21 protein-coding genes, 1 rRNA gene, 1 other RNA gene and 1 pseudogene are annotated in these 23419 nt (G+C 38.2%); 19 read left to right on the top strand and 5 right to left on the bottom strand.

Going from position 1 to position 23419, the window contains the following annotated elements; genetic code table 11:
• Window positions 1-375 precede the first annotated feature (375 nt).
• The 7 genes from AC4BC3_RS09515 (at window position 376) to AC4BC3_RS09485 (ending at window position 7369) form a co-directional block, all read left to right on the top strand.
• A complete protein-coding gene (locus tag AC4BC3_RS09515) occupies window positions 376-2055 on the top strand; it encodes an RNase J family beta-CASP ribonuclease (protein ID WP_206898279.1) in 1680 nt (559 codons plus the stop codon).
• Between the two features lie 131 nt (window positions 2056-2186).
• Window positions 2187-2669: a YbaK/EbsC family protein gene (locus AC4BC3_RS09510; RefSeq protein ID WP_206909508.1), complete on the top strand. Its 483-nt coding sequence runs from the start codon at window positions 2187-2189 to the stop codon at window positions 2667-2669.
• Window positions 2670-3081: 412 nt separating this feature from the next.
• The gene (locus tag AC4BC3_RS09505; protein ID WP_490466356.1) at window positions 3082-3762 is read left to right on the top strand and encodes a metal-dependent hydrolase; all 681 of its coding nucleotides are present in this window, start codon (window positions 3082-3084) and stop codon (window positions 3760-3762) included.
• 7 nt (window positions 3763-3769) lie between these two features.
• Complete coding sequence (locus AC4BC3_RS09500; protein ID WP_206909511.1) at window positions 3770-5101, top strand: DRTGG domain-containing protein; 1332 nt, start codon at window positions 3770-3772, stop codon at window positions 5099-5101.
• A 14-nt stretch (window positions 5102-5115) separates the two neighbouring features.
• Window positions 5116-6087 carry a DHH family phosphoesterase gene (locus tag AC4BC3_RS09495; protein WP_206909513.1) on the top strand — a complete coding sequence of 324 codons (972 nt, stop codon included), beginning with the start codon at window positions 5116-5118 and terminating at the stop codon, window positions 6085-6087.
• Window positions 6088-6253: 166 nt separating this feature from the next.
• Entirely contained in the window at window positions 6254-6589 is a 336-nt protein-coding gene (locus AC4BC3_RS09490) for a zinc ribbon domain-containing protein YjdM (RefSeq protein WP_206909515.1), read from the top strand.
• Between the two features lie 75 nt (window positions 6590-6664).
• Window positions 6665-7369, top strand: coding sequence for a zinc metallopeptidase (locus tag AC4BC3_RS09485; protein WP_490466355.1), 705 nt, complete (start codon window positions 6665-6667; stop codon window positions 7367-7369).
• Between the two features lie 51 nt (window positions 7370-7420).
• Here the strand turns inward: AC4BC3_RS09485 and AC4BC3_RS09480 are convergent, their stop codons facing one another.
• Complete coding sequence (locus AC4BC3_RS09480; protein WP_490466354.1) at window positions 7421-8959, bottom strand: helix-turn-helix domain-containing protein; 1539 nt, start codon at window positions 8957-8959, stop codon at window positions 7421-7423.
• Between the two features lie 463 nt (window positions 8960-9422).
• Here AC4BC3_RS09480 and AC4BC3_RS09475 point away from each other — a divergent pair, with 463 nt between their 5' ends.
• Together AC4BC3_RS09475 and AC4BC3_RS09470 are read left to right on the top strand one after the other, a co-directional pair.
• On the top strand, window positions 9423-9968 hold the full coding sequence (locus AC4BC3_RS09475; protein WP_206909519.1) for a TetR/AcrR family transcriptional regulator: 546 nt from the start codon (window positions 9423-9425) through the stop codon (window positions 9966-9968).
• 85 nt (window positions 9969-10053) lie between these two features.
• Entirely contained in the window at window positions 10054-10389 is a 336-nt protein-coding gene (locus AC4BC3_RS09470) for a hypothetical protein (RefSeq protein ID WP_067482472.1), read from the top strand.
• Between the two features lie 73 nt (window positions 10390-10462).
• Here AC4BC3_RS09470 and AC4BC3_RS09465 read toward each other — a convergent pair whose 3' ends face one another.
• Window positions 10463-11335, bottom strand: coding sequence for a helix-turn-helix domain-containing protein (locus AC4BC3_RS09465; RefSeq protein WP_206909520.1), 873 nt, complete (start codon window positions 11333-11335; stop codon window positions 10463-10465).
• Between the two features lie 168 nt (window positions 11336-11503).
• Between AC4BC3_RS09465 and tadA the strand changes: the two are divergent.
• The 6 genes and pseudogenes from tadA (at window position 11504) to AC4BC3_RS09435 (ending at window position 15961) form a co-directional block, all read left to right on the top strand.
• A pseudogene (gene tadA, locus AC4BC3_RS09460) lies at window positions 11504-12005 on the top strand (tRNA adenosine(34) deaminase TadA).
• An RNA gene (gene ffs / locus AC4BC3_RS09455) (signal recognition particle sRNA small type) lies at window positions 12000-12084 on the top strand. The pseudogene tadA and the gene ffs overlap by 6 nt, the downstream one beginning before the upstream one ends.
• A 346-nt stretch (window positions 12085-12430) precedes the next feature.
• Window positions 12431-13816 (top strand): bifunctional metallophosphatase/5'-nucleotidase, encoded by a 1386-nt coding sequence (locus AC4BC3_RS09450; RefSeq protein ID WP_490466353.1) that lies wholly within the window; start codon window positions 12431-12433, stop codon window positions 13814-13816.
• A 37-nt stretch (window positions 13817-13853) separates the two neighbouring features.
• Entirely contained in the window at window positions 13854-14549 is a 696-nt protein-coding gene (locus AC4BC3_RS09445) for a YutD family protein (RefSeq protein WP_206909523.1), read from the top strand.
• Window positions 14550-14551: 2 nt separating this feature from the next.
• Window positions 14552-15316: a TIGR01457 family HAD-type hydrolase gene (locus AC4BC3_RS09440; RefSeq protein WP_206909525.1), complete on the top strand. Its 765-nt coding sequence runs from the start codon at window positions 14552-14554 to the stop codon at window positions 15314-15316.
• Window positions 15317-15961 (top strand): TIGR01906 family membrane protein, encoded by a 645-nt coding sequence (locus tag AC4BC3_RS09435; RefSeq protein WP_490466352.1) that lies wholly within the window; start codon window positions 15317-15319, stop codon window positions 15959-15961.
• A 360-nt stretch (window positions 15962-16321) separates the two neighbouring features.
• Here the strand turns inward: AC4BC3_RS09435 and AC4BC3_RS09430 are convergent, their stop codons facing one another.
• Both AC4BC3_RS09430 and AC4BC3_RS09425 read right to left on the bottom strand, forming a co-directional pair.
• Window positions 16322-16831, bottom strand: a complete 510-nt coding sequence (locus tag AC4BC3_RS09430) for a phosphatidylglycerophosphatase A family protein (protein WP_206911043.1) — start codon at window positions 16829-16831, stop codon at window positions 16322-16324.
• Between the two features lie 103 nt (window positions 16832-16934).
• The gene (locus AC4BC3_RS09425) at window positions 16935-17936 is read right to left on the bottom strand and encodes an NAD(P)/FAD-dependent oxidoreductase (RefSeq protein WP_206911044.1); all 1002 of its coding nucleotides are present in this window, start codon (window positions 17934-17936) and stop codon (window positions 16935-16937) included.
• 174 nt (window positions 17937-18110) lie between these two features.
• Between AC4BC3_RS09425 and AC4BC3_RS09420 the strand changes: the two genes are divergently transcribed.
• Entirely contained in the window at window positions 18111-18695 is a 585-nt protein-coding gene (locus AC4BC3_RS09420) for a peptidylprolyl isomerase (protein ID WP_206911045.1), read from the top strand.
• Between the two features lie 214 nt (window positions 18696-18909).
• Here the strand turns inward: AC4BC3_RS09420 and AC4BC3_RS09415 are convergent, their stop codons facing one another.
• On the bottom strand, window positions 18910-20079 hold the full coding sequence (locus AC4BC3_RS09415; protein WP_490466351.1) for a MalY/PatB family protein: 1170 nt from the start codon (window positions 20077-20079) through the stop codon (window positions 18910-18912).
• 91 nt (window positions 20080-20170) lie between these two features.
• Here AC4BC3_RS09415 and AC4BC3_RS09410 point away from each other — a divergent pair, with 91 nt between their 5' ends.
• The 3 genes from AC4BC3_RS09410 to AC4BC3_RS09400 all read left to right on the top strand — a co-directional run bounded on the left by AC4BC3_RS09410 (window position 20171) and on the right by AC4BC3_RS09400 (window position 23226).
• Window positions 20171-20551, top strand: a complete 381-nt coding sequence (locus AC4BC3_RS09410) for a CvfD/Ygs/GSP13 family RNA-binding post-transcriptional regulator (RefSeq protein ID WP_206911049.1) — start codon at window positions 20171-20173, stop codon at window positions 20549-20551.
• 79 nt (window positions 20552-20630) lie between these two features.
• On the top strand, window positions 20631-20993 hold the full coding sequence (locus AC4BC3_RS09405) for a hypothetical protein (protein WP_206911051.1): 363 nt from the start codon (window positions 20631-20633) through the stop codon (window positions 20991-20993).
• Between the two features lie 673 nt (window positions 20994-21666).
• Window positions 21667-23226 (top strand): 16S ribosomal RNA (locus tag AC4BC3_RS09400).
• Window positions 23227-23419 lie beyond the last annotated feature (193 nt).

Genomic DNA, 23419 nt, shown 5'->3' with positions numbered 1-23419 from the left:
AAACGATTGTAGATGCTAGCGATTTGCTGATTTTGTTGTATAATGATAGCGACAGCTAAATTATTTGGCTTGGATGCAATCAGTTATTGCGTAAAGAAGATTCATTGTAGAGCGAGAAACACTTATCCAAAAACGACAAGATGAACAATGGCAAAAGAATAGATAGGAAAGCACCAGTTCTATGTAAGGATTGCCTTTAGAGTCTCGTTGACTTTTGTATAAGCAACCAAAAAACAATTTTTTAGTTATTTACTACAATGGAGTAGTTGGCAATAAAGTAATTCGTTAATCAATTAGTAGTTAAATAGATTAGTAATCAATATAAGTAGAGAATGGACATCATTTGAAAGTGATGCCATAGAAGAGGTGAAATTTGTGAGTACCATTAAAATCATTCCATTAGGCGGTGTCCGCGAAAATGGAAAAAATATGTATGTCGCAGAAGTTGGAGAAGATATTTTTGTATTAGACTGTGGATTGAAATATCCAGAAAATGAACTTTTGGGAATCGATGTTGTCATTCCTGACTTCACATATTTAGAAGAAAATATAGATCGAGTGGCTGGCGTGTTTTTAACACACGGACATGCAGATGCAATTGGCGCTTTGCCTTATTTCTTATCTAAATTAGCTGTTCCAGTTTTTGGAACGGAGTTAACGATCGAATTAGCTAAAATAAGTGTTAGTCGCAATGAAGATTCAAAAGGATTCAAAGATTTCCATGTTGTGGATGAACATACTGAGATTGATTTTGGTGAAACAATCGTCAGTTTCTTCCGCACAACACATTCGATTCCAGATTCTGTGGGAATCAATTTAAAAACACCAGAAGGAAATATTGTTTATACAGGCGATTTTAAATTTGATCAAACAGCGATTCCAATGTATCAAACAGATTATGCACGTTTGACAGAAATTGGTAAAGAAGGCGTACTAGCACTTCTCAGTGAGTCTGCGAACGCTGAGAATCCAGCACCCGTTGCTTCTGAATTGCAAATTGCTGATGAAGTTTTTGATACAATCGAATATTGGGAAGGTCGTATCATTGTTGCTTGCGTGGCAAGTAATTTACAACGAGTACAGCAAGTGCTAGATGCTGCAGCAAAAGCTAACCGTAAAGTGGTCTTAACAGGACAAGATTTTGAACGAATTATTCGGACGGCAATGCGTTTAGAAAAGGTTCAATTACCAAGTGAAGACTTATTGGTTACCTTAAAAGAAATGAAAAATTATGAACCAGAAGAATTAATTATTCTTGAGACAGGTCGAATGGGTGAACCAATTAAGTCATTACAAAAAATGGCAAATGGCACACACCGCAATCTGAAAATCGAAGACGGTGACTTAGTCTATATCACAACTACGCCAAGCACAGCAATGGAGACAATGGTTGCTAAAACGGAAGATATGATTTATCGTGCGGGCGGAACAGTGAAATTGATTTCAGAAAACATGCGTGTTTCGGGTCATGCAAATCCGAACGACTTGCAACTAATGTTAAACTTCATGCGTCCAACTTACTTTATTCCTGTTCAAGGAGAATATCGTGAATTAGCAGCACATGCGGATTTGGCACATGCCGTTGGAATGCCATACAAAAATATCTACATCACCGGTCGTGGAGATATTTTAGAATATAAGAATAAACGAATGAGCGTTGCTGGTACAACTAGTGCCGAAAACGTGATGATCGATGGACTTGGTGTTGGTGACATTGGGAATATCGTGTTACGCGACCGCAAAATTTTATCGGAAGATGGGATTTTTGTGGCAGTCGTTACAATCAGTCGTCGAGAAAAGAAAATCGTTTCAAAACCACAAATCACTTCACGTGGATTTGTTTATGTCAAAGCCAGTCGTGATTTGATGAAAGAATGCACAGGAATGATTGAAGAGATCGTCAATAAACATTTAGAAAGTGATGACTTTGAGTGGAGTAAATTAAAACAAGATATCCGCGATCAATTGGGTCGTTACTTATTTGAACAAACAAAACGTCGTCCAGTGATTTTACCAGTCATTATGGAAGCAACACAACGACGTGGCAAAAAGTAATTACTAGAGATTTTTGTTCTAAAAAATCAAAAAAGGTAGAAGATTTCCCCTGTTTGGTGGTCTTCTACTTTTTTATTATGTAGGAGAATGAATCTGTACGCATAGAGAATCAAGGAAGGGATTGATGATGGATGACTAAAACTAAAGTAGAACAATATTTAGAAGAAAAAGCAATTTCTTTTGAAATTATTGACCTAGTAGGTGTCGAGGAAGTAGACTTTTTATCTGCGTTAGCAGCAAAAGGCTTATCTGCTGATCTTGTTTGTAAAAATCTAGTATTAAAAGGAGATAAAACAGGTTTTATTATTGCCTTAATACCACTGACTGCACGTCTTGATTATAAAAAAACGCGAGAAGTAACAAAAAATCATAAAGTTGGACTACCTGATATGGATGTTGTTTTTGCGCACACAGGGTATGTACACGGTGCAAATACCCCAGTGGGAATCAAACGCCAGCACCCTGAAGATCTTTTTGTATTTGATCATTCTCTAAAAAAACAATCAAAACTTTTGATTTCTAGTGGAGAATTAGGACGCGGTATCTTATTATCACGAACAGACTTAGAGGCAATTGTCCAACCAATCTACGCCGATCTGATCAAAGACTCGTAAACTTCAAGAATGCACAAAAATAGTTAATCATCGTTTTATGAAAAAAATTTTATTATCGAAGGCGCTGCTTGGAAAATATTGGCTATACGGAAACAGGAGGAATGACAAGCTATTTGTCATTCCTCCTTCTTTTTCACTATGAGTGTTTATCGGAATGAAACGCTATTTATGTGAGAAAAAGCAGGAGGGATTCTTAAGATTTGATTCGATAAATTCTATTTTTATCTGAAAAAATAAGAAGAGGTCTGCTTGGTGAATTCTGTGTTATCTGTTACAATAAAAAGGAACATACTGTACTAAAATTTCAAAAAAAAACAAGTGGAGGAAGCGGTTTGTTTCATTGAAACAATGAGATTGAAATCGTTTTATTTATTTTAGGTACACAAACCAAAAATCTGTGAGGAGTGAAGAAATGAAAATTACTTATCATGGTCATTCTTGTCTTTCAATTGAGATGAAAAACAAGCAACGCTTGTTGATTGATCCTTTTATTACTGGAAACAAATTAACGGATTTAACAGTCGATGAAGTCCAAACAGATTGGATTTTAGTAACTCACGGTCATAGCGACCATATTGGAGATATGATTCCAATTGCACAAAAGAACCAAGCAACAATTATTAGTATCGTTGAAATTGCCGACTATGCCCAAACAAGAGGTGTGAACGCATTTGGGATGAATCTTGGCGGTAAACATGCGTTTCCATTTGGTGAAGTAAAACTTGTTCCCGCACTGCATAGTTCAAGTTATGAGGTCAATGGAATCGTTCAATATATGGGAGAAGCCAGTGGGATCATTCTTCAAGCAGAAGGAAAAACGATTTACCATGCGGGAGATACAGCAGATTTTAGTGACTTAGCTTTACTGGCAGAACAATTTGCGATTGATGTTGCTTTCTTACCGATTGGCGATAACTACACGATGGGACCAGAAGATGCAGCGCGCGCAGCCAAACGAATTGGTGCAAAGCAAGTTGTACCGATCCATTACAATACTTTTCCGGTAATCGAGCAAGATCCACAAGCGTTTCTTGACTTATTACCAGCAAATGTCGGAAAAATAATGAGCGTATCAGATACGCTGGAAGTGTAGGGGAAAAATGGCGACAAAACATGATTTGATTTTAGAATATATCGAAAGTTTACCAGTAGGCAATCGAATTTCTGTTCGGAGCATTGCAAAAGAACTGAATGTCAGTGAGGGGACAGCTTACCGAGCAATCAAAGATGCCGAAAACATTGGTTTAGTATCAACTATCCAACGTGTCGGAACGATTCGGATCGAGCGGAAATTAAAGAAACATATTGAACGTTTGACCTTTGGTGAAGTTGTCCGAATCATTGAAGGGGATGTATTAGGAGGCGCAGCAGGTCTAGACAAAGATCTCAATAAGTTTGTGATTGGTGCAATGACGAAGCATGCGATGGAACGCTATATCACTCCCGGTTCGCTAATGATTGTGGGGAATCGAACGGATGTCCAAAAGCTCGCATTAGAAGATGGTGCAGCTGTCTTGATTACTGGGGGATTTGAAACAACGCCAGAAATCTCTCAATTGGCAGATGAATTAGCAATGCCCATTTTACGAACAACTTATGATACATTTACGGTTGCGACCATGATCAATCGTGCATTGAGCGATCAATTGATCAAAAAAGATATTATGTTAGTTAGTGATATTTATATGCCGGCAGAAAAAACGTACCATCTTTTGCCGACGGAAACCGTCGCTGATTTTCAACGATTGTCAGAAGAAACGCAACATTCACGTTTCCCAGTTGTCAATCGCCACCAACGGTTGATGGGCATCGTGACAGCCAAGGACATTTTGGGAAAATCTGAAAGTCAACTCATTGAACGGGTAATGACGAAAGAACCAATTAGTGTCAAGAAAACGATGAGTGTTGCTTCAGTAAGTCATCAAATGATTTGGGATGGACTTGAAGTGATGCCTGTGGTCTCGGATGATTTGACGTTGGAAGGCGTAATTACGCGTCAAGATGTGATGAAAGCTATGCAGCTTGTTCAGCGACAACCACAAATTGCCGATACGATTTCTGATCAAATTTCAGGTGATATCCAAACGATTGAAACAGATCGTGAAGGAAATCGTCTAGAAAATCCTAAATTCAAATTTACGGTAACACCACAAATGGTTAACGGCGTAGGAACGATTTCATTTGGGGTATTGAGTGAGATTATTTCAGATGTTGCTCAAAAAACGATGTTACTGAACCAACGACGGAATATCTTGATTGAACAAATGAACCTCCATTATTTACGTTTAATTCAATTAGAGAGTGAATTAGATATCCAACCACGTGTGCTAGAAATTGGGCGCCGTTCAGCAAAACTAGATATTGAAGTGTATATTGAAAATATTATTGTGGCAAAAGCAATTGTTGTTTGCCAAGTAATGGAACGTTCTTAGAAAGCAGGGAAGACATGAGAAACACAGCAGAACCAACGATTCAACAAGAAATTTTAACAGCGATTCAGGCAGCAGAACGAATCATCATTCATCGTCACCAACGTCCTGACCCAGATGCAATCGGTTCGCAGGTTGGTTTAGCAGAAATTTTACGGGAAAGCTTTCCAACAAAAGAAATTTATCAAGTAGGCGAAACTGTTGAGGGACTTCGTTTTTTAGCAGAGATGCAAACAATTGATGATGCATTGTATCAAGGCGCATTAGTTATCGTGACGGACACAGCGAATTCACCACGAATCAGTGATGACCGTTATCCACTAGGTGATCAGTTGATCAAGATCGACCACCATCCCAATGATGAGCCTTACGGAGATCTCGTTTGGGTAGATACGACGGCAAGCAGTTGTAGTGAAATGATTGCTTCATTTGCTTTGATGTTTCCAGATGAACTAACGATCAATGCAACTGCAGCCCGTTTACTCTATGGAGGGATTGTAGGTGACACCGGAAGATTTTTATACCCAGCAACAACGCCACGAACATTAGAAATTGCAGCTGTCTTAATGAGCTATCCATTTGATGCAGGGCAATTAAATCGTGAATTAGAACAAATGCCAATGAAAGTTGCTAAACTTTCAGGGTATTTATACCAACATCTTGAGGTCGATCATAACGGTGCTGGTCGAGTACTTTTGTCGAAGGAATTGTTGACTGACTATGGAATCGATGATTCTGAAACTGCAGCAATCGTTGCTTTGCCCGGTGTTGTCGATGAAGTATTGGCTTGGGGAATCTTTGTTCAACAACCGGAAGGACATTACCGTGTTCGTTTGCGTTCAAAAGGGCCAGTAATCAATGAGCTAGCAAAGCGTCATCACGGGGGCGGACATCCATTAGCAAGTGGTGCAAATGCAAAAGATCTACGTGAGGTAGAAGAAATCTATCAAGAAATCCAATCTTTGTGTCGAGAGTACCAACAAAAATAATCGAAAAAGACATTAAGGGAGTAAAGAAAAGCGACTTTTGGAAGAAGAACAGCACATCAGTCACTTTCTTTACTCTTTTTTTGTACAAAATTCACAAGCACTCTTTTCAAAGGCTCTTTTTTTCGTTACAATGATGCTCAATAATAGATTTTAAAGGAGAAAGAAGATGACATTACCAAATTGCCCAACTTGTGGGTCTGAGTATACTTATGAAGACAGAGGATTATTTATTTGTCCAGAATGTGGCCATGAATGGAGCGCCGAACAAATAGAAAACGTGGAAGAAGGACTTGTTGTGCTTGACGCAAACGGAAATCCTTTGACAGAAGGTGACAGTGTCACAGTCATCAAAGATTTAAAAGTCAAAGGTGCTTCTGGCGCAATTAAGCAAGGAACAAAAGTCAAAAATATTCGTTTAGTTGAAGGCGACCATAATATTGATTGCAAAGTTGATGGCTTTGGTCCAATGAAGTTAAAGTCTGAGTTCGTTAAGAAAAACTAAAAGCTTCAAAGTCTCTTCACATTTTTTTCTCTCTTCTCATGGTAGAATAAAGAAAATGAAAAGGAGTGAGCTTAAATGTATGGGTTCTACAATTTTTTTGATCCAACGTTTATCTTAGTCATCATCGGGTTAGCCATTTCAGGAATCGCTTCGGCATATGTCAACAGCACATTCAAGAAATATGATAAAATCCGTAGCAAAAATAATGTAACAGGAACACAAGCTGCACAATACATTTTGAGCAGTCAAAACATCCAAAACGTTGGCGTTCAACCAATCGCTGGGAATTTAACAGATAATTATAATTCAGGGAATAAAATGCTAAGCTTATCACAAGCAACAGCGCAATCGACTTCAGTTGCTGCAATTGGTGTAGCTGCCCATGAATGCGGTCACGCAGTCCAAGATGCTGTTGGGTATGCACCGTTAAAAATTCGTGCAGCATTGGTTCCAGTAGCTAATTTTGGCTCTGCAATTTCGTTGCCATTGATTATGGTTGGCGTTTTGTTTAGTTGGAATTATACGTTAATCAATATCGGGATTTTCGCTTTTTCATTGGCGTTGTTATTCCAATTAGTGACCTTGCCAGTTGAATTCAATGCGTCAAGACGTGCGTTACAGATATTAAGTGAGGGTGGCTTATTGACTGAAGACGAAGTGCCAATGGCGCGTCACGTTTTGTTTGCGGCAGCATTGACTTATGTCGCTGCAGCGCTGGCAACCTTCTTACAATTACTCCGCTTGATTCTGTTGTTTGGCGGAAATAACCGTCGAGACTAAAGGCTAACTAGCAAAGCAATAGATAAAAATAAAAAAGAAGCACCGCTTTTGTCAATGGATAAAAGCCGGTGCTTCTTTTTGCTTATGTGCCACAGGTAGCAATGTTTGCTTTGAATTGCGTTGTGTTTTTTTGTCATAGAGTGTCTGGATAAATAGGACAAGTTTTTGCCAGCTGATTTCTTCATTTGTTAGATCCCAGTAAAAAGAAGGCGTGGTTTGCTGTGCTGCTTCAAACCAATCAGTAACGATCAAGTCCGCGTTTTCTGGCGAAAAGGTGAGAAGAATTGTTTCATGATTGAACAATTTTTCCAAACGATTTTTTAGATGATAGTTGCCAGTTAGAGTCTTCGTCATTTTTAAATAGATCAAAAGTTGTGTATCTGTCTCAGAGCAAACCAATTGATAAATCAGCGAACTCAAGTAATGAATAACGTGAGCTGAACGCAACCTCGTTGGACAAAGAGCGCTGATTTCTTTGAGAATCGATTGGAATTGGACATCATCTTCTGATATCGGTTCTGTCACAACAGGGAAATAAAGTGTGTGAAATTCAATGATTGATTCTCCTAATAATGAAACAAGTGTAAGCGCAAGGGTGATGAAATAGTGATAGAAGGCGAGTTTTTCAGTCGTCTCAATTGTCGGGAAATACTTAGTTAATCGAATAGTTAATTTTTGTGCGAATTGACAAAAAGGATGGTCCACTTGTCTGAAATATTTACCGATGAGTAGTTTTTGTTGCACAGGTATCCAGCTGGGGAAGAAACAAAGAACCATGAAATTGAACACGAGTAATTCGTTCTCAGCATGTTTTTCAGATTGTTCCATTGTCATGTTTTTAAACGAACCAGAAAAATCATATGTGTGAAAGAGTAGCCTCAGTAACTTTTGAATATCGCTTGTGGGGGCTTCTAAGAAAGAAGCTTGCTTGATTCTAAGTTTGAACACCGCATAGAGCAAATAAATATTTTTTTGCTCCGTTTCAGAATGAGTGGAAAGCTGGAACGCATCTGACAAAGTGATTTCCTGCTTCATAGCGGCTAAATCAATCGTCGTAAACGGCCATTCAGTTCCTTGAAAAGCATCAGATAGAAATATGTATAGGTAGATTCGGATCAATTGTTCATCCCCAGATAAAGTGTAACAATTATTTGAGGAAATAATTTGTAGGTGAAATTTTTTTAAGTCCTTATTGATTCGAGTAGTTAATTTTTCTAAGTAAGAAGAAGAAATATATAATTTTTGGCTCAACTCTTCCTTGGCGACGGAAACATCAGGGCTGTCCATCAAAAGTAATAAGTAATTAAATCGTTGTGATTCACGTAAAAAGACTAATTTCAAGCGATAAAATACTTCCATTTTTGTTTCTTCGTAGTCTTCACTGATTTGAATCTCTCCTTTATGATTCGAGTAAATAAACGTATGAAATTCAAATAACTGACTAATTGCTTGGTTAAGTTTTCGTATCAAATCTTTCACTGTGCGTTTGGGGATCACGAGTTTATTTGAAAGATCTTGTAAGGAACATGTATCACTTTGGATAATTTCATAAAGAACGAGTAGCTCCTTTTTTTTTGCATCAACTAACATTAGAAACTCCTTTCTCCTAAATATGTACAGGATAGGCCATAAAGTGTGAGTGGTAAGTGTTTTTATACTATGTTATTCTCACAGGGTATTAGACCGTGATAATATAACTTGTTATTTTAAGGTTATTGTTTAGTTGTTTATTCTATTGTTTATGTCCAAGCGCGTTTTGTCAAGTTAGAAAAAAGTAATGAAATTTCTTTTAGACGTATGAAATATAACACTATAGTCAAGCTTGATATGAATGGTTTATTGGCTATGTTCTACCGAATCATCCTAGTCACAGGTCTATTACGTGAGATGACAGCTACTATTTTATTGGATGATTGATGTTATATTTATCATAAAAGATAGCGACTTTTTCTATACGCTTTCCCCCTACATAAAGTTACGCAGGATATTGACAAAGAATCGTTAGAGAAAATATTACTGTGAAGAATAAAATCAAATGAAAAGGGTGAAAGAAATGGGTAGAGTAACCAATTTTAGTAAAGAATATTTGCTATTTAAAAGTATGGTCTATGCAGAAGAATTTGGTTTGCATTCGATTACTGCTAGAAAATTAGCTGCGTATTGTGGCTGTTCAACATATCCGATTTATGCACATTTTGATTCTATTGGCGTATTAAAAGAAACGATTATCGACGAGATCAAGAAAAGCTTTGAAAAATATTTAGACACTTATCAGATGACTGATTTTTTTAGTATTGTTCACTTGTTGAAAGAATTTTTTGCAGTGAACGAAAGTGTTCGTGGAATCGTTTTCCAATCTGATTTAGACTTAGCTGCTTTATTCAAAACAAGTTTTAAAAACCATCTCAAGGAGCATACTAGGGTTAATGAGGTTTATTTAGTTGAGCTTTTATGGTTGAATATTTTAGGAAGTTTAAATTCTGACGAAAATTCTCGTGAGTTTTATGAAACAATGACAACCATCTGGAGTAAGTTAGCCGAACTAGATGATGATTTACCAGAAGTTTTAACGGATATTCGTTTAGTTGCAGCTAAGTAATGGTGATTCATGAGTCGAGTGTAATAGTTCGTTTATTTTTTTGTCTATGCTATGATAGAAGTAGATAAAAAGGAGCTGAAGACTTATGAAAACATCAACAAAAGTAACAATTGGTTTAGGTATTATGGCAGCTGCCGGCGTAGCAACTACAGCAGTTGTGTCAGGTAAAGTGGTGGAAAAAATTCGTCATATGTCTAATCGTTGCAAAGTCAAAAAATTTGTTAATGATAAGTTTGACGGAAACGAAAAACTGTTAGGTTTAGTTGACGACTTATCTGATAGTGATTTGGACTCTTTGATGGGTGTTTTAGAAAAAATCAAAAAAGGTCGTAAAAAAATCTCTGTTTATGGCGATACACTGAAAGATTCAACAGATGATCTACGCGAACGTTTGATGACTTTAGTTGACAAGATTATGTAATTTTTTGCGTTAAAAAAGTATAATAAAAAAGTGAGCATTGGGCTGATTTGGTCAGTTACAATGCTCACTTTTTTTAATTTTTTTTCTGTATAGGACGTTTTTGAATGATTAGAAGATAACAAAAAAGGAGATCATTTGCTTGCTTTAAATTGAAGCCAGTTGCTTCTTGAAATTTTTCTATCCGATATTTCAACGTATTGCGGTGAAGAAAAAGATTTTTAGCAGCAGAACTAATATTTCCTAAATGGTTCCACAATGCGAGGATAATTTCTTCCATATCCATTTCCTCAAGCAAACGCTGATAAGTTTGGACAAGTAAGTGATCTTTGATTCCTTCTGTTGTAAAGTAATGAAGAGCAACATCTTGTAAGGAAAACACCGCTTGGCTATTTTGTGGGGAACGTTTTTCTGTAAGAAAAATTTTCCTTTCTTCGGCAAATAATGTTCTAAAATCTTGTGAAGGCTCATGAAAAGCGCCGACAAAAACATTTGTTGTAATCTCAAAGTCAATATCTAATGTTTGAAAAATACCATTGAGCTCAGAGGCAGGGAGAAAATTTTTTCCTTTAGGCTCAATCAGTAGTGCGTCTTGCTCGCTATAAAAAAAGAAATCTGCAGGTTCATAAAACATGGCTAATAGTGTTTCTTGCCATTCTTGTTGCAAAAAATCATCATTTGCTGAAACATGTAATTGGATGATTCGATAGGAACGATCCAGTGTGAGCACTTGTTGTTCAAATAAATAATGGTACCAAGGATGATTTTTTGGATTAGTTGCCATCGGGAATAACGCTTTCAAAAGACTGATTTCAGATGGAGATAACGATTTTTTTTCAAACCAAAGAAAGGCATCTCCAGTAGCCAAAGAAAGAATGCTTGGTGATGCGGAAGGAAATTCTTTTAGTTGGGCAGTTGGATATAACTCTAATAATTGTGCTTGGTTCATTTACTTCACCTCATCGCTATTTTACCATAAAAAACGTTGACGAAAGGGAGCAACTAGTTACAAGTTTTTTTTAATATGGTAAAGTTATGCTGAAGAAAATAATGAAAGAAAAAGTGAGGGAATTCGTTGAACGAAGAACAGCTATCACAACAAGAAAAAGAAAAATGGATGCGCCTCGCCCTTGAAGAAGCCAAGAAAGCGGAACAGTTAGCGGAGGTTCCAATCGGTGCAGTGGTGGTTTTAGATAATCAAGTAATTGGTCGCGGGCATAATTTACGAGAAACAACGCAAGACGCCACAACTCATGCAGAGATGCTTGCAATCAAAGAAGCGTGCGCAACTGTGGGTAGTTGGCGTTTGGAAAAAGCACAGCTATTTGTAACACTGGAGCCTTGTCCAATGTGTAGTGGTGCAATGATCTTATCACGTGTCAAGGAAGTTTATTTTGGGGCTTATGATCCAAAGGGTGGAACGGCCGGAACGTTGATGAATTTATTGACGGATGAACGCTTCAATCATCAAGCAGTAGTAGAAGGCGGTATTATGGAAGAGGAATGTGGAGAAGTTTTGTCAACATTCTTCCGTCAGTTGCGTGAGAAAAAAAAGAAATTGAAAAAAAGCTAGTCAGAATGAAAAAAATGCGGTATACTATTTCTTGCCGAAAGGCTAGGACAATGGTGGGCTTATGAAGCGTGTCAGATCCGGAAGGAAGCAGCACTAAGTAGGCTCCACCATGTGTCTGAATAAAAATAGCTGATTGATGAACAGGGATGCGATGCCTGTTTTTTTTTGTCCAAAAAATAAGTGGACCAACTAAATGATAGAGATAAACGTGTGCCAACTGCTTCTTTTGAAGTCAAAGGCACGCTTTTTTATTTTTTTATCAAAAAAGACCAGCCTCAATAGAAAGAATGAGGCTGGCAAGGTTGGAGGTAAAGAATGAAAAAATGAATGTTTTGGGAATGACTTAATAATAACTAGGTTAGCTTAAAGAAACCATAAACGCTTTTTTATTCCATTTTTCTGAAGTAAATAGTACTTATTGGAAGAAAAAAATAGCTCTGTGGTATGATGATCGGGAAGAGAGGCGAGAAGATGGAAAAAATAATGTTATTACACACGAATGATCTCCATTCACATCTGGAAAACTGGCCCAGAATCAGACGCTTTTTAGAGCAACGGAAACGAGAAAGTGAAAAGAAAGTACAGACAACGACTATTACCGTGGATTTAGGAGATTTTGTTGATCGGTGGCATCCGTTATCGGAAGCAACGAACGGTCAAGCCAATGTTTTGCTGATGAATGAAATTGGTTACGATGCCGCAACGATTGGCAATAATGAAGGTGTTGGTCATTCAAAACAGGAGTTGAATCATCTATATGATGAAGCTAATTTTGATGTTTTATTAGCAAATTTATTTGACAAACAAACATTGCAACCGCCAGCATGGGCGAAGCCATACAAGATTATTGAAACGAAGCAACAGACAAAAATCGGTCTGATGGCATTCACAGCACCTTTTCCTTTAACATATAGTCCAAACGGCTGGGATATCCGAAACCCCTATGATATTTTACCTGAAATGGTGGAAGAATTACGACCAAAAGTCGATGTTTTAGTGTTGATGAGTCATCTGGGTATTCAAGATGATAGCCAAATTGCAAGAGAGTTACCAGCAATAGATGTTATCTTAGGTTCCCATACACATCATCTCTTTCCTAATGGGAAAGTGGTCAACGGCGTTCAATTAGCCGCGGCTGGTCGTTATGGTCAGTATGTAGGAGAAGTCCAATTGACGTTAGATGAGAATAAAAAAATTGTGAAGCATTCTGCACAAGCAATTCCAACTGAGTCGTTGACAGTTTTTCCTGAAGATGCGCAAGAAATTGCTAGTTATTTGGCAGAAGGGCATGCTCTTTTGAAAGCTAAAAAAGTCGCTGATCTACCATTTCCCCTAACGATGGAAGTTTTTGGTGAAGAACCCTTTATTCAATTAGCATTAGAAGCAATCAAAGAACGTGGAAAGACGAAGGCGGCAATTTTGAATAGTGGCTTGTTTTTAACGGATATACCAGCTGGAATTGTCGACCAAGATGAGCTGCACACTGCGTTGCCACATCCAATGCACTTATTAAATGTAACAGTTAAAGGATCAGATTTGATTCGATTAATTTTGGAAATGGAAAAAAATCGCAATTTTTTACGTAACTTTCCTATGAATGGGATGGGTTTTCGAGGCAAAATATTTGGACAAATCGTTTATAATGGCATTACCTACGATGAAGTAAATCACCAGGTGCTGTTTCAAAATCAACCAATCAATGAAAAAGAGCGCTATACGTTTACAACCGTTGACCATTTCATGTTTGTGCCGTTTTTCCCAACGATTGAAATTGCCGGCGAAAATGAATTTCTGTTTCCAGAATTTATTCGTAGTGTCGTGAGTGATTACTTGAAAGCTCACTACCCAATCAAATAAAAACAAGGTATAATGACTAGGAATAGGTGGTGAAAGTATGTCTGCAAAATCAAAAGAAAAGAAACAGCAGCCAGTTGCAAGTAAAGAAATGAAAGAAACACCTGTAGCAACAGCTGAAAGTGAAGCAACAAATCTTGTCACAGATGAACTAACGAATGCTTTAGAAGAAATCGTTGAAGAAAAGCCTAAAGCAGAAAAAATCAAAGGGGAGCTTGTGACACCTTTAGATGATAGTAATTTTTTAGTTGGTGATCGACAATTTCGTCTAGTAGCCAATCACCGTGAAGGATTTGACGCACAAAAACTTGGCGAGCGATACAGTGATGTGTTATCTCGTTATGATTATATCGTTGGGGACTGGGGCTATGAACAGCTTCGCCTGAAAGGATTTTTCCGTGCAGACAATCGACGTGCCCATCCGGATCAACGGATTGATTCATTAGAGGATTATCTTTATGAATACTGCAATTTTGGTTGTGCCTATTTTGTTATCGAACGCATAGGTGGGGGAGACAAAAAGGAAAAGCCAACACAACGTCGTAAAAAGAAAAAAAATTACAATCAGACAGCGTATATTGATGAAAAGAAAGGTCCAGTATCTTCTAGTCATAAGAAACCTGTCATTAAAAAACGTAAAGAAGCACCAAAAAAAGCGACTGCTGCGAAAGAATCAGTCCAGCAACCAGCAAATGAAAAAGCGAACTTTACGATAAGAAAAAGAAAAGAGTCGTGAGTATGAGTTATAAAGGATATTTGATTGATTTAGACGGAACGATTTATCGCGGAACAGAACCAATTCCGGCAGGAAAACGTTTTGTCGAGGAATTACAGCAACGTGAGTTACCCTTTTTATTCGTTACGAATAATACAACGAAAACCCCTGCTACAGTTGCCAAACGGCTAGCAGATGAATTCGATATTCATGTCGCAGCTGAAACTGTATATACAGCAAGCTTAGCGACGATTGATTTTATGTTAACCGATGGAAAGGGTAAGAAGGTTTTCGTTATCGGAGAATCAGGATTGATTGACTTGATATTGGAAGCTGGATTTGAATGGGAAGAAGAAACCCCAGATTATGTTGTTGTGGGGTTAGATAATTATTTGACTTACGAAAAAGTGGTGACAGCAACCCTTGCAATTCAAAAAGGGGCAACTTTTATTGGAACAAACCCAGACAAAAATATTCCTACAGAACGTGGATTGCTGCCAGGGGCAGGTTCAGTGGTCTCCTTCGTCGAAACAGCTACGCAAACAACGCCAATTTATATTGGTAAGCCAGAAGCAATCATCATGGATAAAGCAGTAAAAATCTTGGGACTCCAAAAAGAGGAAGTAATCATGGTTGGTGATAACTATGAAACAGATATCCAAGCAGGTATCCAAAATGGTATTGATACATTGTTAGTTCTATCAGGGTTTACCAAAGCTGAAGATGTACCTCATTTACCAGCTCCACCTACGTTTATCAAAAATTCTTTAGATGAGTGGCAGTTCTAAATGGGCAAGCGTAAAGGACAATGGCTTGAATTTTTAGGGTTGACTAGCTTATTTTTGACCTTGATCAGTTTAGCGATTGCCTTGACTATCAACTTTCGACCGCTCTATGTATTTGATATCGATTATTTGCATATTTTGCGGTACACGTCTCTTGATCAGCAAACGTTACTTCAAAATTTCGATGAATTGATGAAATATTTGAATAATCCATTTCAATCTGTACTGAGTTTGCCAGATTTTCCTGTTTCGGCCAGTGGCGCACATCATTTTCGTGAAGTACGTGCTCTTTTTTTCATTGATTATGCTGTGTTACTAGTCACGTTGATACCAAGTAGCTTGTTTGTTTTTTCGTTATGGAAAAATAAACGTTTCTGGCGACTGATACGTCCGTTTCAATTTGGGATGCTTGCGCCAGTAGTTATTGGATTTTTTATGTTAATCGGTTTTGATCGATTTTTTATTGTTTTTCACGAAACATTTTTCAATAATGACGACTGGTTGTTTGATCCGCGAACGGATCCAATTATCAATGTGTTACCAGAAGCATTTTTTATGCATAGTTTTGTTCTCTTTTTTATTTTACTTGAGCTCTTTTTCGCTTTTTTCCTATTCCTTGGAAAACATGAGTTAAGGAAGAAAAGATAACTATTCAGCAAGAAACACCCTCAAAGATAAGCCAAATCTGGTTTACCTTTGAGGGTGTTTCTTTTGATCTTAATAAAAGGAGGTGCGACAAAAGTCTTGTCATACCTCCTTTTAAGAATAAACGGTGTTCTCCAAGCAACTCCTCAAAATAATTCTCAACTGTCCTAAAATATGAAAAGCTATTTTTGTCAGTTTCTCATTATTTTTTCGAAGCTGGTCGCTTGGAGCCACAACCTCATTCACGGTGTTCCCCAAGTAACTCCTCGATATAGCTTGCATTCACTTCAAAATAAGAAAAGGTATTTTGCGTGACTGCGTACTATGCTGTCAGAGCTAAACATTTTACGCCACAACTTTTATTTATTGTGTCAAACGACTGCGTTTTTCAGGTTCAGCATGGGCCAAACGACTTGCTGCAGATGCGGCAATCGCGCCGACGATATCATCTAAAAATGTGTGGACATGGTCACCATCATGACGATTCAATTGTTTTAAAATTCCTGGTTTCACTTTGTCAATATAGCCGTAGTTGGTAAATCCAATCGTTCCGTAAACATTCACAATCGATAATGCAAGAATCTCATCAATTCCGTACAAGCCTTCATCGTCTTCGATAATGTGTTGCAAAGGATCCATCAACTGTTTTTGTTCCGCTAAGATATCTAACTGAATGCCAGTGATGATCGCATTGTGGACTTCTCGTTTTGTTAGGACTGAATCAACGCTTTCCGCACAGTCTTCTAAGGTCAAGTCGGTGATATAATCTTTTTGCAAAAACATGACTAATTCTGCAATATCTTCAATTGTTACCCCACGTTCAAGTAAAAGAGCTCGTGCTTTTTCTTCTAATGTTTCCTTTTTGATAACCATGGTATTCCTCCTTCAAACAATCTATAACTTTATGTTAGCTTAATCAAGAAAAAAAGCAAGGAGGATACCTTTGCACCTGAGGTCTATCGCAAGTGAATGATGGTTATCTTTCAGGACGAAGACGTTTATCATATAAACTGGTACTATGTCCCGGTTGTGCTCGCTCTTTAGGATTGATGTAATGTAAAGCATTGTTGACAGCAGTCGGAGCTTCACCAAATCCTGTAGCAATTAATTTTACTTTGCCATCATAAGAACAAATATCACCCGCAGCATAAATTCCGGGAATCGAGGTTGACATATCGGAATTTACCATGATTGCTTGACGAGAACTTTCCAGCCCCCAAGAGGCAATTTGTCCTAAATTAGAAGTGAAACCATAATTGACAATCAAAGAATCAATGCTTAAATCAATCGTTTCATCACTTTTTACCTTTTTTAAACGAAGATCGGTTAACTGATTTGTTTCACCGGCTAAGTCTTCAATCAAATAAGGTGTTAACAAATGAACCGATGAATTTTTTAATTGGGCAACGCTGTGCTCATGTCCACGAAATTCGCTTCGACGATGGATCAGATAGACTTCGCTCGCAATTGGTTCAAGCATCAATGCCCAATCAATAGCAGAATCTCCACCACCGGCAATTGCTACTTTTTTTCCGGCATATTTCATTAAATCATTGACATAATAATCTAAACCGTTGTTCTCAAATTCATCGGCGCCTTCGATGGCTAATTTTCTTGGTTGAAACGAACCATTTCCTAATGCTAAAATTACTGCTTTTGAATAATGGATCCCCTTATTGGTAATGATTTCGATCACATCGTCTTCGCGTGTAATGGAAAGAACTTCTTCTTCTAAATGAAATGTATGATTAAAAGTCGTCAATTGTTTTTCAAGATTGCCGACCAATTCGTTTGCTTTAATTGCAGGATAACCTGGGATATCATAAATATATTTTTCTGGATACAAAGTGGCTAACTGGCCGCCAAGTTGAGGCAAACTGTCAATAATCTTTGTTTTTGCTTGTCGCATTCCTGCATAAAATGCGGCAAACATGCCAACGGGTCCAGCACCGATAATGGTAATATCATAAATGTCCATAAAAACTCCTCCTCCAGACACACTATAGCAGAATTTAACTGAGAATGCTTCTCAAATAAATAAATTTTACTTGGAGTTTAACCTTTCTTTTTAGGAATCTAATCTAGTTTTTTGAATAGACATTCGGTATTATGTTATTATTTGATAGTAAGAAAACATTAGGAGGAACCAAACATGGCATTTCCACAATTAGATTTAGCAAATGAAAAAGGTCCAAAAGCAACAATCAAAACAAATCGCGGAGACATCACAGTGCAATTGTTTCCTGAACTAGCACCTAAGACAGTTCAAAACTTTATTGAATTAGCTAAAAAAGGATACTATGATGGTGTCATTTTCCACCGTGTCATTCCTGATTTCATGATCCAAGGTGGCGACCCAACTGGAACTGGTATGGGAGGAGAAAGTATCTACGGTGAAAGTTTTGAAGATGAATTTAGTCGTGAATTATTTAACTTGCGTGGTGCTTTATCAATGGCGAATGCTGGTCCAAATACCAATGGTAGCCAATTTTTTATCGTAAACAATGAAAATGTTCCTGCTAATATGCTCGGACAACTTGAAGGGGCTGGGTTCCCTGCGGAAGTTATCGAAGCTTATAAAGGTGGAGGAACACCTTGGTTAGATTTCCGTCACACAGTCTTCGGCCATGTTGTTGAGGGGATGAATGTTGTCGATGAGATTGCAAATGTACAACGTGGACCACAAGATCGACCAGTTCATGATGTAGTAATCGAAACAATTGAAATTTCAGAATAACTATCAGTCAATATGCTAGTAATGTAAAAGAGGTTGTGGTCCAAGGCGTTTAACTTCAAGCAATAAGAAGAAATTCTCGAAAATGGTTACTCAAACTTTTGTGAAATTTCGGCTTATTACCGAAGAAGTTGCGTTGATAATACCGTTTATTCGTATAAAAGGGACTGAGACAAAAACGTTGTCTCAGTCCCTTTTTGTTTTTTTTATAGAAAGATTACTTTTCAAAAGATTGTTTGATTCGTTGTAATCCTTCTAATAAAGTTGTTTTTGGGCAAGCAATATTCAAACGCATATGACAGTGTCCTGCTGGACCAAAAGAAATTCCTGGATTCAAGACAACTTTTCCTTTTTTAATCAAACAATCTTGCAATTCTTGGTCATTTGTTTCGTATGCGGAAAAGTCTAACCACATTAAGTAAGTACCTTCAGGTTTCATGACACGCACAGCCGGCATTTCTTCTTGGAAAAAGGAACAAACAAGTGAAACATTTTCTTCTAAATAAGGCAGCAACTCGGAAAGCCAAGTTTCACCAGTTTCGTAAGCCGCCTGAGTCCCAATTAAGCCAAACGTATTAATTTCTTGTTGCTGATTAGTGAGGAGACGTTGCTCAAAAGCTGCTTTAAGTTTTTGATCTTTGATAAACACCATCGAATGTTTGATTGCAGCTAAATTAAATGTTTTTGTAGCAGATGTAAAAATAATCATTTGGTTGCGTAGCTTCGAATTGATTGTCAACATTGATGTAAACTGATTGCCAAATAAGATGAGGTCATGGTGGATTTCATCACTGAATATAAAAACTTGATAGTTTAAACACAATTCTGCTAGCTGAGTTAATTCAGCTTTTGACCACACACGCCCCCCTGGATTATGGGGATTACATAAAATTAGCGCTTTGACATTGTGTTGTTGTATCTTTTGCTCCATATCTGCAAAGTCCATTTCGAAATGATTGTTTTTTTCTATTAAAGGACTTCGAATCAACTTTCGCTGATTGTTTTCTACTATAGAAGAAAAGGGTGGATAAACAGGATCATGGATCATGATTGAATCACCTATTTCGGTAAAAGTTTGAATACCAACCGCTAAACTGGATAAAACACCGCTCGAGAAGACAATCTCTTCCTTTTTTAAATCAACTTGATGTTGCTCTTTTTCCCATTGAATAATAGAGTTGTATAATTCATTAGGGATCGTTGAATAACCAAATAAACCCTTTTGTACGTAGCTACTTAAAGCTTGAGTAACGCTTTTAGGAGAAAGAAAATCCATGTCTGCTACCCAAAGAGGTAATAAATCAGATGCGTGATATGTTTCAGTGATACCATCCCACTTTACGCTATGCGTATTTTTTCTCGTTATTTGCTGATCAAATTCTACCATTTCAAGGCCCCCGATTTAACTTGTTTATTTTCAAAACTTCTTTTTTTAAATCATATACAGTATAATGAAAGATGCGAAGAGAGGGAAGTAAATGACTTATAAAATTGGACAAATAATTGAAGGAAAAGTAACTGGGATACAACCCTATGGTGCGTTTGTTTCTCTTGACGAAGAAACGCAAGGATTGATCCATGTTTCAGAAGTACAATCAGGTTATACAAAAAATATTCATACGTTGTTGACAATTGGGCAACCAATCAGAGTACAAATTATTGATATTGATGAGTACTCTCAAAAAATCAGTTTATCTCTAAGGACGTTAGAGAACAAAAGTCCAGTAGTTGCACACCGCAGAAAAAGGTACTTTACAAATAAAAATAGAAAAATTGGTTTTAAAACGATCGAAGAACAACTGCCCATTTGGATCAAAGAAGCATTGATTGAATTGGAGAAAAAAGAAAACAAGAAATAAAAAGTGTATTTTTTCTGAAAATATGCTAAAATTTTTTTGTAAGCCATAGAACAAGAACGAGTTGATCGAGGTGGAGATTTTGGCAAGCAAAAGAGTCGCTGGTACAATTATGTTGCATTTGGAGGATGGATCAAAGAGGTTTCTGGTTCATTCAATTGATGATACGCTAGAATTTGCGTTAGCAGATCTTTCTGAAGGGAAGACTGGTCTAGCCAATATGCTTAATTTTTTAAAGGAGATCGTTCATATCGATGTGAGTCAAATAAACTTGATGGAGTTGACTAACACTCATATTGGACATGAAAATGTTCCCTTGTTTGTTTTTGAAACAGAGCAGAAGAATCAGGATGGTGAACTAGCAGAAGGCTATCTTTGGGAAGAATCAGGGCAGATGCGAGCTGTTCTTGGGACTTACGAAGTAGAGGGTGTCCCTCTTTTCTAATTAGAAACTACAAAATAAAAAGAAGATTGAATTTTTTTCAATCTTCTTTTTTTGCTGTTTTGACCCAACAAACAAGTGAAATGTTCCGTTTTATGAGTTTTATACACATTTTTTGCTGTTTAATCCAATACTTGATAAGAAAAACACGAAAATTAGGAGAAAAACAAATAATAGATAGTTTAAAAATGATCAAAATTGCAGTTGACCAATCAAAAAAAGAATGATAAATTAGACAACGTTGAAGCGAAAGTAACATTCATGAAACTTTCGTAAATAACATGAAAAATAGTTGTTGACTTGTGAGTTATCACATGATAAGATAACTGAGTCGTTTAAAAAGAACCTCTTATGAAGCTTGATTTCATCAAGAAAAACTTCAAAAAAGTTCTTGACAAATAACAAATGATGCGATATGATAAACGAGTTGCTGAAAGATTTCTTAAACGAAATCGAAAAAAACTTTTTCAAAAAAGAGTTGACATTCAAACGTCGCTCTGATATGATATAAAAGTTGCTACGGCAATTCAAGTAGACCTTTGAAAACTGAACAAAGTAAGACAAACCAAATGTGTAGGGCGTCTTGATTCAATTCAAGACAACAAACATTTTTAAACAGCAAGCAATATGCTAGCAAACAAATTGAGCTTAACAATCGAAAGATTGTTCTAACTTTTATTATGAGAGTTTGATCCTGGCTCAGGACGAACGCTGGCGGCGTGCCTAATACATGCAAGTCGTACGCTTTTTCTTTCACCGGAGCTTGCTCCACCGAAAGAAAAGGAGTGGCGAACGGGTGAGTAACACGTGGGTAACCTGCCCATCAGAAGGGGATAACACTTGGAAACAGGTGCTAATACCGTATAACAATCGAAACCGCATGGTTTTGATTTGAAAGGCGCTTTCGGGTGTCGCTGATGGATGGACCCGCGGTGCATTAGCTAGTTGGTGAGGTAACGGCTCACCAAGGCCACGATGCATAGCCGACCTGAGAGGGTGATCGGCCACATTGGGACTGAGACACGGCCCAAACTCCTACGGGAGGCAGCAGTAGGGAATCTTCGGCAATGGACGAAAGTCTGACCGAGCAACGCCGCGTGAGTGAAGAAGGTTTTCGGATCGTAAAACTCTGTTGTTAGAGAAGAACAAGGATGAGAGTAACTGTTCATCCCTTGACGGTATCTAACCAGAAAGCCACGGCTAACTACGTGCCAGCAGCCGCGGTAATACGTAGGTGGCAAGCGTTGTCCGGATTTATTGGGCGTAAAGCGAGCGCAGGCGGTTTCTTAAGTCTGATGTGAAAGCCCCCGGCTCAACCGGGGAGGGTCATTGGAAACTGGGAGACTTGAGTGCAGAAGAGGAGAGTGGAATTCCATGTGTAGCGGTGAAATGCGTAGATATATGGAGGAACACCAGTGGCGAAGGCGACTCTCTGGTCTGTAACTGACGCTGAGGCTCGAAAGCGTGGGGAGCAAACAGGATTAGATACCCTGGTAGTCCACGCCGTAAACGATGAGTGCTAAGTGTTGGAGGGTTTCCGCCCTTCAGTGCTGCAGCTAACGCATTAAGCACTCCGCCTGGGGAGTACGACCGCAAGGTTGAAACTCAAAGGAATTGACGGGGGCCCGCACAAGCGGTGGAGCATGTGGTTTAATTCGAAGCAACGCGAAGAACCTTACCAGGTCTTGACATCCTTTGACCACTCTAGAGATAGAGCTTCCCCTTCGGGGGCAAAGTGACAGGTGGTGCATGGTTGTCGTCAGCTCGTGTCGTGAGATGTTGGGTTAAGTCCCGCAACGAGCGCAACCCTTATTGTTAGTTGCCATCATTAAGTTGGGCACTCTAGCAAGACTGCCGGTGACAAACCGGAGGAAGGTGGGGATGACGTCAAATCATCATGCCCCTTATGACCTGGGCTACACACGTGCTACAATGGGAAGTACAACGAGTCGCGAAGTCGCGAGGCTAAGCTAATCTCTTAAAGCTTCTCTCAGTTCGGATTGTAGGCTGCAACTCGCCTACATGAAGCCGGAATCGCTAGTAATCGCGGATCAGCACGCCGCGGTGAATACGTTCCCGGGCCTTGTACACACCGCCCGTCACACCACGAAAGTTTGTAACACCCGAAGTCGGTGAGGTAACCTTTTGGAGCCAGCCGCCTAAGGTGGGATAGATGATTGGGGTGAAGTCGTAACAAGGTAGCCGTATCGGAAGGTGCGGCTGGATCACCTCCTTTCTAAGGAATATTACGGAGACTACACAGGTTTGTCATTATTACTTTGTTCAGTTTTGAGAGGTTTACTCTCAAAACATTTTGTTCATTGAAAACTGGATATTTGAAGTAAGATCAAAACAAACCGAGAACACCGCGTTGAATGAGTTTTTTAATAAGTTCAATTGCTTATTTTTCTTGACACGTTTCTATCGCT

Source organism: Enterococcus sp. AAFC-DPL-6103 (assembly GCF_058216595.1).
The sequence above is the reverse complement of the archived record's forward strand: the minus strand, read 5'-3'. Positions and strand labels throughout refer to the sequence as shown.

What these genes read in the sequence shown, in the direction of transcription:
- AC4BC3_RS09490 (WP_206909515.1), top strand. Translation starts at nt 6,254, where the DNA reads ATGACATTACCAAATTGCCCAACTTGTGGGTCTGAGTATACTTATGAA.
- AC4BC3_RS09430 (WP_206911043.1), bottom strand. Translation starts at nt 16,831, where the DNA reads ATGGTTATCAAAAAGGAAACATTAGAAGAAAAAGCACGAGCTCTTTTA.
- AC4BC3_RS09440 (WP_206909525.1), top strand. Translation starts at nt 14,552, where the DNA reads ATGAGTTATAAAGGATATTTGATTGATTTAGACGGAACGATTTATCGC.
- AC4BC3_RS09435 (WP_490466352.1), top strand. Translation starts at nt 15,317, where the DNA reads ATGGGCAAGCGTAAAGGACAATGGCTTGAATTTTTAGGGTTGACTAGC.
- AC4BC3_RS09415 (WP_490466351.1), bottom strand. Translation starts at nt 20,079, where the DNA reads ATGGTAGAATTTGATCAGCAAATAACGAGAAAAAATACGCATAGCGTA.
- AC4BC3_RS09495 (WP_206909513.1), top strand. Translation starts at nt 5,116, where the DNA reads ATGAGAAACACAGCAGAACCAACGATTCAACAAGAAATTTTAACAGCG.
- AC4BC3_RS09420 (WP_206911045.1), top strand. Translation starts at nt 18,111, where the DNA reads ATGGCATTTCCACAATTAGATTTAGCAAATGAAAAAGGTCCAAAAGCA.
- AC4BC3_RS09480 (WP_490466354.1), bottom strand. Translation starts at nt 8,959, where the DNA reads ATGTTAGTTGATGCAAAAAAAAAGGAGCTACTCGTTCTTTATGAAATT.
- AC4BC3_RS09470 (WP_067482472.1), top strand. Translation starts at nt 10,054, where the DNA reads ATGAAAACATCAACAAAAGTAACAATTGGTTTAGGTATTATGGCAGCT.
- AC4BC3_RS09410 (WP_206911049.1), top strand. Translation starts at nt 20,171, where the DNA reads ATGACTTATAAAATTGGACAAATAATTGAAGGAAAAGTAACTGGGATA.
- AC4BC3_RS09450 (WP_490466353.1), top strand. Translation starts at nt 12,431, where the DNA reads ATGGAAAAAATAATGTTATTACACACGAATGATCTCCATTCACATCTG.
- AC4BC3_RS09425 (WP_206911044.1), bottom strand. Translation starts at nt 17,936, where the DNA reads ATGGACATTTATGATATTACCATTATCGGTGCTGGACCCGTTGGCATG.
- AC4BC3_RS09445 (WP_206909523.1), top strand. Translation starts at nt 13,854, where the DNA reads ATGTCTGCAAAATCAAAAGAAAAGAAACAGCAGCCAGTTGCAAGTAAA.
- AC4BC3_RS09510 (WP_206909508.1), top strand. Translation starts at nt 2,187, where the DNA reads ATGACTAAAACTAAAGTAGAACAATATTTAGAAGAAAAAGCAATTTCT.
- AC4BC3_RS09500 (WP_206909511.1), top strand. Translation starts at nt 3,770, where the DNA reads ATGGCGACAAAACATGATTTGATTTTAGAATATATCGAAAGTTTACCA.
- AC4BC3_RS09485 (WP_490466355.1), top strand. Translation starts at nt 6,665, where the DNA reads ATGTATGGGTTCTACAATTTTTTTGATCCAACGTTTATCTTAGTCATC.
- AC4BC3_RS09475 (WP_206909519.1), top strand. Translation starts at nt 9,423, where the DNA reads ATGGGTAGAGTAACCAATTTTAGTAAAGAATATTTGCTATTTAAAAGT.
- AC4BC3_RS09465 (WP_206909520.1), bottom strand. Translation starts at nt 11,335, where the DNA reads ATGAACCAAGCACAATTATTAGAGTTATATCCAACTGCCCAACTAAAA.
- AC4BC3_RS09505 (WP_490466356.1), top strand. Translation starts at nt 3,082, where the DNA reads ATGAAAATTACTTATCATGGTCATTCTTGTCTTTCAATTGAGATGAAA.